The organism is Escherichia sp. KTE31 (assembly GCF_000407925.1).
Lineage (GTDB): Bacteria > Pseudomonadota > Gammaproteobacteria > Enterobacterales > Enterobacteriaceae > Escherichia > Escherichia ruysiae.
Genome location: NZ_KE136722.1, coordinates 319,411 through 331,807, shown reverse-complemented (window position 1 = coordinate 331,807; position 12,397 = coordinate 319,411). Strand labels below are relative to the sequence as shown.

Below are 12,397 nucleotides of genomic sequence, written 5' to 3'. Positions count from 1 at the left end.
TTCAGGTGATGCGTCATACCTCGCGCATAAACACTCATCAATCATCCCGTCGTCTTCCCAGATCTGATAATCTGTCCACTGCTCGGGCTGTTTTAGCGGATTCTGTTTCACAAGCTAAAGTGTAATGCTGGAAAGGCGGTGAAATATTCTGGTATGCGGCATTACTCTCAGAAAGAAAGAGTAAGCAACTGCTGATAAGTAATAAAGTCTTCATATCCATATCTGCCCCCTACTTACTTAATTATTTAATATCTAATAACGTTTTATACAGCGGCACATACCCTACATCCTCTACCAATTGCTGTCCCTGCGGGCTTAAAAACCAGTCAACAAATTTCTGCGTTTCCGGCGTAGGATTTTCACGCGTCACCATATAAGCATCCACAATGTATGGATAAGTTCCGTTGCGAATATTTTCCTCAGTTGGGGAGATACCGTTGATTGCCAGTAATTTGATCTGCTTGCGCATTTTGAGCATGTTGTCATTCATACGCGTGACATAATAATGAAAGGTATAACCAACGGAAGATGGTGTATTTTGGTAGTCGGCTACTTCGGTAATTAAACCGCCCATGAGATCAATTACAGTGGATTTTTTAGCTGGCAGCATTGGGGTGTCTTGCATAACCAGTCCCTTCATAACCGTTTGGCTTCCAGAATCCTCTGGCCTCTGCCAGACTTTTATACGTTCGTCACTACCGCCCACTTTATTCCAGCGACTCACTTTACCGCTAAAAATGTCTTTGACCTGCTGTTCGCTAAGTGAATTAACGGGGTTTTTGATATCAACGATAAAGACAAAGGCTTCGCGGGCGAAAGCGGTATATTTCAGCTTAACCCCCGCTTGTTCTGCTCGTATTTTCTGCCCTTCTGACGGTTGCGCGACAAAAATAACGGTCGCAGTACCTTTAATTAGACTATCGTAGGCTTCTGCTGTTCGGGTTTGCTGCAAACCATACGCCTGCCAGGCACGCGAGGTTCGATCCGCATCTTTCGGCTCGGGTATTAATTGATAATATGCAGAGGCATACAGCGGGTATAAGGCCGTAGCGCCGTACACTCTTGGCCATCTTGACCAATCTTCGCTGTAATGTAATTCAGGTTGACCATGCAGAGAAGTCAGTCCATGGCTCTCTTCTTCTCTGACACTGTTATAGTACCCTTCCCGGTCGACACATCCCGCCAGTAATGCCGTGCCTAATAGTAAAACACCGGTGAATTTATTCATCGCGCTGATTCCTTTCTCTCCAGGGTTATTTCATTGTTGGATACATCGGTACATAACCCACATCTTCCACCAGACTCTGTCCTTGTGGCGTTAAAAACCATTCCACCAATTTTTGTGTTTCTGACGTCGTATTTTCCCGCGTCACCATAAAAGCATCGACTATATACGGATATTTGCCGTTACGAATGTTTTCCGCAGTCGGTGTAATACCGTTAATCGCTAACAACTTGATATTCTTATCGGCATTCATTTGCGTCGCGTAATAGCGGAAGGTATAGCCAATGGAGTTGTTTGTATTACGGTATTCAGCAACGACTTTAATCATGCCTTCCATCACGCTTGCCACTTCGGTTTCCTGCGGCGAGATCATGCGGACATCTTTCATCACCAGTGATTGCATCACCGTCTGACTGCCTGAGTCTTCCGGGCGTTGCCAGGTCTGGATCTCTTGATCATTACCGCCAACAGTACGCCAGTTGGTAATAGCGCCACTAAAGATGTCACGCACTTGTTGCTCTGTCAGGGAATTAACCGGGTTATCTGCATTAACGATGAAAACAAATGCTTCGCGGGCAAAGGGAGCGTATATCAAAGTGACGCCCGATTCCTCTGCACGCTTTTTCTGCCCACCAGAAGGTTGCGCCACAAAGATAATATCGGCATCGCCCTTAATGATTTTGTTATACGCCTCCGGCGTGCGAGAGTTATCCAGATATTCCCTGACGTGAAAATCTTCCGGTATAACGCTTAACGCATAAAAGGCAGAGGCATAAATGGGGTACGCTGCCGTAGCACCATCGAGTCGTGGCCAGTTTTGCGTAAACTGAATTTGTGGTTTACCACGCAGTGGTGTCAGTTGATTATTGAGTTTGTCGGGTCGCCAGGCCCAGGTATCAATATCTTCGCGAACACCGACACCAGGATTAAGCTGTTTATATAAATGAGCCTGATAACCAGCGACAAAACCCAGCAGGAGAAGGATAAACAGAAGTGAATTACGGCAACGTAGTCCGAATGTGCCGGTTAAAGGATGTCTTGTCGGCCAGGCGTATCCCAGCGAAAAACTGATATGCGCCCCAACGGGAATAATGACCATCCACCAGTACTCACCACCGACTAATGTGACTAATAAAACGCCCAGCCAGGGAAGCATAAGATCTGCCAACCAGCCCGAACCCATCTGGCGAAATTGATAATCTGCCAGATGTAGCGTGATTATCCAGCCAACCAGGGTTAATAATGCAGGTAATAAAAAAAGACATTGTCGCCAGACGGCTATTTCTCTGTTTTCTGGGGCGCTATCTCTCGCCCACACTCGACCCGAGAAAAATATCACTATCGCGCCCAGCGCCAGCATAAAAACGTTGAGTAAAAGGTAAATTGTTGGTGTGAGAAGTAGATTGCAAAACTCAAGAATAGCGGCAATCCCGGCACCCAGCATGGCAATAACCGCTGCCAAAAATTGCGCCAGTATGGGAATACCGAAAAAAGTCATTACCAGCGAGGTCAAAATCCATTTTCTGTTTTGCATCATTCTGTCCATTCTTTCTGAATGGCGAAATTATACTCCTCCAGTATCCTCGCCCCCGCTGGACACTTTTCCGAAATAAAGGCGAAAAAAAACGGGACCTTTTGGCCCCGTTCTATTTTTGGCGAAATTACAATCTCACCGGATCAATATGCCAGATAAGATCGGCGTACTCTTTGATAGTCCGGTCAGAAGAGAAATAGCCCATATTTGCGATGTTCAGCATCGCTTTGGCTGTCCACTCTTCTGGACGCTCGTACAGTTCGTCAACTTTATCCTGACAATCGACATAGCTGCGATAATCCGCCAGCACCTGGTAGTGATCGCCAAAGTTGATCAGCGAATCAACCAGATCGCGGTAGCGACCCGGCTCTTCCGGACTAAACACACCGCTGCCGATTTGCGTCAGCACCTGATGCAGCTCTTCATCTTTCTCGTAGTATTCACGCGGTTTGTAGCCCTGACGACGCAGCTCTTCCACTTCTTCCGCAGTGTTACCAAAGATAAAGATATTGTCCGCACCGACATGATCCAGCATCTCAACATTCGCACCGTCCAGCGTACCGATAGTCAGTGCGCCGTTAAGTGCAAACTTCATGTTGCTGGTGCCGGAGGCTTCCGTACCCGCCAGCGATATTTGTTCGGAAAGATCGGCTGCCGGAATGATCAGCTGCGCCAGGCTGACGCTGTAGTTCGGGATAAACACCACTTTCAGCTTATCGCCAATCTGTGGATCGTTGTTGATCACTTTCGCTACGTCATTGATCAAATGGATAATGTGCTTCGCCATGTAATAGGCCGAAGCCGCCTTACCGCCAAAGATATTCACTCGTGGAACCCACTTCGCATCTGGATCGGCCTTGATGCGGTTATAGCGGGTGATCACGTGCAACACATTCATCAATTGACGTTTGTATTCGTGAATACGTTTGATTTGCACATCAAACAGCGCCTTCGGATTCACCACCACATTCAATTGTTGGGCGATGTACTCCGCCAGACGCTTTTTGTTCTCCAGTTTCGCCTGATGAACAGCATGATTGACCATCGGAAAATCACAATGCTGTTGCAACTCGTTTAATTGACTCAGATCGGTACGCCAGTTACGACCGAGGTGTTGATCCAGCACGCCTGAAAGCGACGGATTCGCCACCGCCAGCCAGCGACGCGGGGTCACACCGTTGGTAACGTTGGTGAAACGTCCAGGGAAGATCTTCGCAAAGTCAGCAAACAGCGATTGCACCATCAGATTAGAGTGCAACTCCGATACGCCGTTAACTTTGTGGCTGACCACAACAGCCAGCCAGGCCATGCGCACACGACGCCCATTCGATTCATCAATGATCGACGCCCGTCCCAGTAGGTCGGTATCGTTCGGATACTGCTCCTGCAAGGTTTTCAGGAAATAGTCGTTGATTTCAAAGATAATCTGCAAATGGCGCGGCAGAATTTTACCCAGCATATCGACCGGCCAGGTTTCCAGCGCCTCGCTCATCAGCGTGTGGTTGGTGTAGGAGAAGACCTCGCAGCACACTTCAAAAGCGTCGTCCCAGCTAAATTTGTGCTCATCGATCAGCAGACGCATCAGCTCAGGAATCGACAGCACCGGATGGGTGTCGTTGAGGTGAATCGCGATTTTATCCGCCAGATTATCGTAGGTTTTATGCAACTGATAATGACGACTTAAAATGTCCTGAATGGTCGAAGATACCAGGAAGTATTCCTGACGCAAACGCAGTTCACGTCCGGAATAGGTGGAGTCATCCGGGTACAGCACGCGGGATACGTTCTCAGAGTGGTTTTTATCTTCCACTGCCGCGAAGTAGTCACCCTGGTTAAATTTACCAAGATTAATTTCGCTACTGGCTTGTGCACTCCACAGACGCAAAGTGTTGGTCGCGTCAGTATCATAACCTGGGATGATTTGGTCGTAAGCCACGGCCAGAATTTCTTCGGTTTCAATCCAGCGCGTTTTCTTACCTTCTTGCTGAATACGTCCGCCAAAACGCACTTTGTAGCGCGTATTGTGGCGTTTAAATTCCCACGGATTGCCGTACTCCAGCCAGTAGTCCGGAGACTCTTTCTGACTGCCGTTAACGATGTTCTGTTTGAACATACCGTAGTCATAACGAATGCCGTAACCACGCCCTGGCAATCCTAAAGTCGCCAGCGAATCCAGGAAGCAGGCCGCCAGACGCCCCAGGCCACCATTACCGAGACCTGGGTCATTTTCTTCATCAATCAACTCTTCGAGATTTAATCCCATCGACTCCAGCGCACCCTGGACATCGTCATAAATACCTAACGACAGCATGGCGTTGGAGAGAGTACGGCCAATCAAAAATTCCATCGACAGGTAGTAAACCTGGCGAGTTTCTTGCGACAGCTGAGCACGATTCGAGCGTAACCAGCGCTCCACGAGACGATCGCGCACAGCAAATAACGTTGCGTTCAGCCATTCATGTTTATTGGCGACGACCGGATCCTTTCCAATCGTAAACATCAGCTTGTAAGCGATAGAGTGCTTAAGAGCTTCTACGCTTAGCGTGGGCGATGAATATGTAAACGGAGCATTCATATAGGCGTTTCCTGAAAACTATTTCAAGCGATAGTAAAGCTCACGGTACGACTTCGCCGCGACCTGCCAGCTAAAATCCATTGCCATAGCCTGACGTTGCACAAACCGCCACAGTGAAGGGCGAGACCACAGAACAAAAGCGCGTCGAATAGCCCGTAACAGCGACCAGGCATTACTATCTTCAAAGACAAACCCACTGGCGACGCCATCTGCAAGGTTCTCAAGAGAACAGTCAGAAACCGTATCAGCAAGCCCACCGGTACGCCGCACCAGCGGCAGCGTGCCGTACTTCAATCCATAAAGTTGCGTTAAGCCGCACGGTTCAAAACGACTGGGAACCAGAATGACGTCCGCGCCGCCCATAATGCGATGCGAAAATGCTTCGTGATAACCAATCTGTACACCAACCTTGCCGGGATGCTCCGCCGCTGCAGCAAGAAAACCTTCCTGCAATACCGGATCACCCGCACCGAGCAGTGCCAGTTGTCCGCCCTGTTCCAGAAGACCCGGTAAGGCTTCCAGCACCAAATCCAGTCCTTTCTGGCTGGTCAGACGGCTCACCACTGCAAAAAGCGGCACTTTATCGTCAACCTTAAGCCCCATTGCGATTTGCAACTGGCGCTTATTCTCCGCTTTATCCTCCAATGAATCGCGGGTGTAACGCGAGGCTAAAAGTAAGTCCGTCTCTGGACTCCATATTTTCTCGTCCACGCCGTTCAGTACGCCGGAAAGTCGCCCTTCACGATGACGCTGCTGGAGTAAACCTTCCATACCGTAGGCAAACTGTGGTTCAGTAATCTCACGAGCGTAGGTCGGACTAACCGCTGTAATGTGGTCGGCGTAATACAATCCGGCCTTCAGGAAAGAGATTTGCCCGTTGAATTCCAGCCCGTGAACATTAAAGAATGACCATGGCAATTGGATGTCATTCATGTGATGTGCATAAAACATGCCTTGATAGGCCAGGTTGTGCACAGTAAACACCGACTTCGCCGGACGCCCGTGTGCCGCCAGATACGCAGGCGCAAGACCCGCATGCCAGTCGTGCGCGTGCACAACATCGGGGCGCCAGAATGGGTCAAGGCCGCTTGCCATCTCCGCTCCAACCCACCCGAGCAGTGCAAAACGCAATACGTTGTCGGTGTAAGCAAATAAATTGGTATCGTGATACGGGCTTCCGGGACGATCGTAGAGATGCGGTGCATCAATCAGGTAAATGCCAACCCCGTTGTAATGCCCAAACAGCAGCGTGAAATGTCCGGCGAAGGTATCACGGCGAGATACCACCTTCGCATCGGTCACGCCACGGCGAATATCGGGAAATGCAGGCAACAGTACGCGAGCGTCAACGCCGTCTGCGATTTGTGCTGCGGGTAATGCCCCAATAACATCAGCCAGACCGCCGGTTTTAAGCAGCGGGAACATCTCTGAACATACATGTAAAACCTGCATTATCGCTCCTGTTTATACCCTAACTTCCGTAGCATTTCGCGCGTAACCAGCACAATGCCTTCTTCTGAACGATAGAAACGACGTGCATCCTCTTCTGCATCCTCACCAATCACCATTCCTTCCGGAATGACACAAGCGCGGTCAATGACGCAGCGACGCAGACGGCACGAGCGACCTACCCATACTTCCGGCAGCAATACGGCGGAATCAATGTTGCAGAATGAATTCACGCGAACGCGTGAGAACAGAACGGACTGCACCACCACCGAACCAGAGATCACACAACCGCCGGAAACCAGTGAGTTAAGGGTCATCCCATGGCTACCGGAGCGATCCTGAACGAATTTCGCTGGCGGCAATGATTCATTGTAGGTGCGAATCGGCCAGTTGCGATCGTACATATCCAGTTCCGGCACGACAGAAGCCAGATCCAGGTTCGCTTTCCAGTAAGCCTCCAGTGTCCCAACATCACGCCAGTACGGCTCGGCGTCCGGGTCGGACTGTACACAAGAGAGCGGGAATGGATGCGCATAGGCGAGGCCTGCTTCGGTAATTTTTGGAATCAAATCCTTACCAAAGTCGTGGCTGGAGTTTTCATCACGATCGTCTTCTTCCAGCAATTCATACAGGTACTCTGCATCAAAGACGTAGATCCCCATACTCGCTAAAGATTTGCTCGGATCGTTTGGCATTGACGGCGGGTTAGCCGGTTTTTCAACAAATTCGATAATTTTATCGTTTCCATCAACCGCCATAACGCCAAATGCAGAGGCTTCTTCAATCGGTACAGGCATACAAGCAACGGTGCAACGTGCGCCTTTTTCGACGTGGTCGATAAGCATACGCGAGTAGTCTTGCTTGTAGATATGGTCACCCGCCAGGATCACTACGTACTCCGCTTTATAACGGCGGATAATGTCGAGGTTTTGGGTAACGGCATCTGCCGTACCGCGATACCAGTTCTCCCCTTTCATTCTCTGCTGCGCTGGCAGCAGATCGACAAACTCGTTCATTTCTTCATTGAAGAACGACCAGCCGCGCTGAATATGCTGTACCAGAGTGTGAGACTGGTACTGGGTGATCACGCCCATACGACGGATACCGGAGTTGATACAGTTGGACAGTGCAAAGTCGATAATACGGAACTTGCCGCCGAAGTGTACGGCAGGCTTTGCTCGTTTATTGGTTAAATCCTTCAGGCGAGTACCGCGTCCCCCCGCCAGAATCAGGGCAACAGACTTCAATGGCAGCTGGCGCGCCAACATTAAGTGATCGTTCTTCTCTAAACTAATCATGACTAACTCCTTTTTTATCATCTCTGGAACACACACAGTCCGTGTGCAGGTCCCGGCCAGACAGCCGTAATCACTGGGTTATCCTCTCCAGCGAATGGGGGAATGGCACGCCACTCCCCAGCAGGTAAAACAATCTCTGTTACCTCAAGCGTGGCGTTTATTGCGATCAAGAAACGATCCGAAAGCAAAATTTGCAGCTGCTTTGGCCCGTTCTGCCACTCATCCGAGCTTAAAGATTGAGCATATCGATTCAGCCAACGGACATTGCCGTCGCCTTCTTCCCACCAGCGATCCTCTGCCAAAGCAGGAATGCGCTTGCGCAGATGGATTAACGCGGCGGTAAACGCGGTTAAGCCACTGCTTGCTTGCGACCAGTCCAACCACGTTAGTTGGTTATCCTGACAGTAAGCATTGTTATTGCCATGCTGGCTGTGACCGTGTTCGTCACCGGCCAGTAACATCGGCGTACCCTGGGAGAGCAACAACGTTGTTAACAGGGCGTGAATGCTGTCGCGCCGCCGTTCAACCAGATCAAGAGTACCGCCTAACCCTTCTTTACCATGATTGTTACTGTAATTGTTGTTGGTTCCGTCGCGATTTTCTTCTCCGTTTGCTTCATTGTGTTTATGGTTAAAACAAACGCAGTCGCGAAGCGTAAAACCGTCATGCGCCGTGACCAGATTAATCGCAGCACTCGGCAGACGGCCATTACGTTTAAAAACATCACTGGAAGCGGCAAAGCGTCCGGCAAACTCCCCCAGCGACAGGTTATAGTGCAGCCAGAAGCGCCGGGCAGCATCGCGGAAATGATCGTTCCACTCGGCAAACAGCGGCGGGAAATTCCCCACCTGATAGCCACCGGGCGCGATATCCCACGGTTCGGCAATCAGCTTCACTTGCGAAAGTACCGGGCAATTCTGAATAGCCGTAAACAGAGGCGCATCCTGACGAAACTCCGGCGTTCGCCCCATGACTGTAGCGAGATCGAAGCGGAAGCCATCAACATGACAAGTTTCCACCCAATAGCGTAGACAGGCGCTGGCGTACTCCACCACAGCTGGATGGCTCAAATTGAGCGTATTGCCGCATCCGGTCCAGTTGTGATAATCGCCGTCTTCTCTTATCCAATAATAGCTACGGTTATCGATCCCGCGCAGGGAGAATAACGGGCCGTCGAGATCCAGTTCCGCACTGTGGTTGAGAACGATGTCGAGAATGACCTCAATGCCCGCTTTGTGCAGGGCTTTGACTGCATCGCGGAACTCATCCAACGCCTTGTCGGGCGAGCATGCATACGCCGGATGCAGTGCAAACAGCGCCACCGGGTTGTAACCCCAGTAGTTACTCAACCCCATACGTTGCAAGCGTGGCTCACTGGCAAATTGCGCGATCGGCAGCAGTTCCAGTGCGGTAATGCCCAACTGTTTTAAATAGTTGATCATCACCGGATGCCCCAGGGCTTTATAGGTTCCACGGATCTCGACCGGGATCTCCGGGTGCAAGTAGGTTAAGCCTTTGACATGGGCTTCATAAATGATGGTACTGCCCCACGACGTACGCGGCGGGGCATCATCTTCCCAGTCATAGTGATCCACGACCACTACGCATTTCGGCGCAATAGCAGCGTTGTCGCGATAGTCAGGATCACTATGCCCGGCGTGCAGCAGCGGGTTATCTTTAAATTCCCCGACAATTTGCCGCGCGCAAGGATCAATCAACAACTTCGCCGGGTTAAAGCGATGCCCCATGGCGGGTTGCCATGGGCCATGAACGCGGTAACCATAACGCAAACCCGGGCGCGCATCCGGCAGATAACCGTGCCAGATGTCACCACTTCGTCCTGGCAAATCATACCGATGTTCGATGCCCTGAGCGTCAAACACACACAGCTCTACCCGTTCGGCATGAGCGGAGAAGAGCGTGAAGTTAACGCCCTGACCGTCGTAATGCGCGCCAAGAGGAGCGGGATTGCCAATGGCAAGTTGTGTCATTATCCCTCCCGAACCAGCCAGATAGTGGCCAGCGGCGGTAGCGTAAGGCTTAATGAATGCTGGCGACCGTGGCTGGCGATCTCATCACTGTGTACCGCGCCGCCATTACCGGTATTGCTACCGTGATAGTGCATGGAATCAGTATTGAGGATTTCACGCCATTTACCCGGCTGATTAATGCCAAAGCGATAATCATGGCGCGGCACCGGCGTAAAGTTACTGGCAACGATAATTTCATTACCCTCTTTATCACGGCGAACAAAAATCAGCACCGAACGTTCATGGTCATCCACCACTAGCCATTCAAAGCCATACGCGTCAAAATCCAGCTCGTGCAATGCCTTGTGATAGCGATAAGTGTGGTTCAGATCGCGCACCAGACGCTGGACACCGTGGTGCCAGTTGTCGCCGCCTTCCAGCAGGTGCCAGTCAAGGCTGGCGTCGTGGTTCCACTCGCGCCCTTGAGCAAATTCATTGCCCATGAACAGCAGTTTTTTGCCCGGAAACGCCCACATCCAGGCATAGTAGGCTCGCAGATTGGCAAACTTCTGCCATGCATCGCCCGGCATTCTGTCGAGAATCGATTTTTTGCCGTGCACCACTTCGTCGTGCGACAACGGCAGGACGAAGTTTTCAGTGTAGTTGTAGAGCATCCCGAAGGTGAGTTTATCGTGATGGTATTGACGATAAACCGGGTCGAGCTTCATGTAGTCCAGGGTGTCGTGCATCCAGCCGAGGTTCCACTTGTACCAGAAGCCCAGGCCGCCGATATCCTGCGGACGAGAAACGCCAGGGAAGTCGGTAGACTCCTCCGCCATTGTTACCGCGCCAGGAACTTGCTCGCCGATAATACGGTTGGTATTGCGTAAAAATTCAATCGCTTCCAGATTCTCGCGCCCACCAAACTCGTTGGGGATCCACTCGCCCTCTTTACGGCTGTAGTCGCGATAAATCATCGAAGCCACCGCATCGACACGCAGCGCATCAATACCAAAACGTTCAATCCAGTACAGCGCGTTGCCGACGAGGAAATTACTGACTTCACGACGCCCATAGTTGTAAATCAGGGTATTCCAGTCCTGATGGTAGCCTTCACGGGGATCGCTGTGTTCATACAGATTTGTTCCGTCAAATTCGGCAAGCGCAAAGTCATCAGTCGGGAAGTGCCCCGGCACCCAGTCAAGAATGATGTTCAAACCGGCTGCATGTGCGGCATCAATGAAATAGCGGAAGTCATCGCGAGTACCAAAACGGCGAGTTGGCGCGTACAGCCCCGTCGGTTGATAGCCCCAACTACCATCGAATGGATGTTCGTTAATTGGCAGCAGTTCGAGATGGGTAAAGCCCATCCATTTAGCGTAAGGCACCAGTTGATCAGCCAGCTCGCGGTAGCTTAACCAGAAGTTGTTGTCAGTGTGACGACGCCAGGAACCCAGGTGAACTTCATAGATAGAGATTGGCGCATCAAACTGATTCGCTTTTTTGCGCTCTTCGGTCTGCACGACCTTTTCAGGCAGTCCGCAAATAAGGGAAGCGGTTTCCGGACGCATCTGTGCTTCAAAGGCATAAGGATCAGACTTCAAACGCAGATTGCCATTGGCATCAATCATTTCGTATTTATAGAGCTGACCGTTATGCGCGCCAGGGATAAACAGTTCCCAGATGCCGCTCTCTTTACGCAGGCGCATCGGATGACGACGACCATCCCAGTAGTTGAATTGCCCAACAACCGAGACTCGGCGGGCATTGGGTGCCCAGACAGAAAAACGCGTGCCGGTAACGCCATCCATGGTATCTGCGTGTGCGCCTAAGGTTTCGTACGGGCGCAGGTGAGTACCTTCAGATAACAGCCAGGCATCCATTTCCTGGATTAAAGGGCCAAAACGGTAAGGGTCATCAATCAGATTCTGCTGACCATGCCAGACAACAGCCAACTGATAGCGGAAAAAATTCTTACGTCGTGGAATGACGCCGCTGAAGAATCCACGAGAGTCGAGACACTCCAGTTTAGCGACTTTGCGTCCGGTTTTTGGTTCAATCACCCACACATCGGTGGCGTCAGGTAAAAGGGCGCGGACTTCCAGTCCTGCTGTAGTTTTATGCATTCCCAGTACGGAAAATGGGTCTGCAAAATGGCCTGCAATTAGCGCGTTTATCACGTCTCTATCGATACGAACGGACATGCTTGTCTTCCTGTTTTATTGTGTCACCCCATCCAACTGATTTTTGACATCTGGTTGTGACATTTTTTTGACCTGAACGGCGCAGCACTCTGTGCATCCTCTCTGCGTCGTCCTCCCTTCAGGTAAGGCAGTGAATACTCAT

Annotated in this window: 7 protein-coding genes; all 7 read right to left on the bottom strand. The window is 50.7% G+C overall.

The features are described 5' to 3' along the window. Nucleotides 1-241: 241 nt before the first annotated feature. A complete protein-coding gene (locus tag WES_RS19310) occupies nucleotides 242-1,228 on the bottom strand; it encodes a PstS family phosphate ABC transporter substrate-binding protein (RefSeq protein WP_016159551.1) in 987 nt (328 codons plus the stop codon). A gap of 25 nt (nucleotides 1,229-1,253) precedes the next feature. Continuing rightward, nucleotides 1,254-2,762: a PstS family phosphate ABC transporter substrate-binding protein gene (locus WES_RS19315; protein WP_147598558.1), complete on the bottom strand. Its 1,509-nt coding sequence runs from the start codon at nucleotides 2,760-2,762 to the stop codon at nucleotides 1,254-1,256. Nucleotides 2,763-2,886: 124 nt separating this feature from the next. Next, nucleotides 2,887-5,334 (bottom strand): glycogen phosphorylase, encoded by a 2,448-nt coding sequence (gene glgP, locus WES_RS19320; protein ID WP_000993436.1) that lies wholly within the window; start codon nucleotides 5,332-5,334, stop codon nucleotides 2,887-2,889. Nucleotides 5,335-5,352: 18 nt separating this feature from the next. Then, complete coding sequence (gene glgA, locus WES_RS19325; RefSeq protein WP_001197629.1) at nucleotides 5,353-6,786, bottom strand: glycogen synthase GlgA; 1,434 nt, start codon at nucleotides 6,784-6,786, stop codon at nucleotides 5,353-5,355. After that, nucleotides 6,786-8,081 (bottom strand): glucose-1-phosphate adenylyltransferase, encoded by a 1,296-nt coding sequence (glgC, locus tag WES_RS19330; protein ID WP_000624234.1) that lies wholly within the window; start codon nucleotides 8,079-8,081, stop codon nucleotides 6,786-6,788. The genes glgA and glgC overlap by 1 nt, the downstream gene beginning before the upstream one ends. 17 nt (nucleotides 8,082-8,098) lie before the next feature. Next, nucleotides 8,099-10,072 carry a glycogen debranching protein GlgX gene (glgX, locus tag WES_RS19335; protein WP_016159553.1) on the bottom strand — a complete coding sequence of 658 codons (1,974 nt, stop codon included), beginning with the start codon at nucleotides 10,070-10,072 and terminating at the stop codon, nucleotides 8,099-8,101. Then, the gene (gene glgB, locus WES_RS19340; protein ID WP_000116222.1) at nucleotides 10,072-12,255 is read right to left on the bottom strand and encodes a 1,4-alpha-glucan branching enzyme; all 2,184 of its coding nucleotides are present in this window, start codon (nucleotides 12,253-12,255) and stop codon (nucleotides 10,072-10,074) included. The genes glgX and glgB overlap by 1 nt, the downstream gene beginning before the upstream one ends. Between the last annotated feature and the right edge of the window lie 142 nt (nucleotides 12,256-12,397).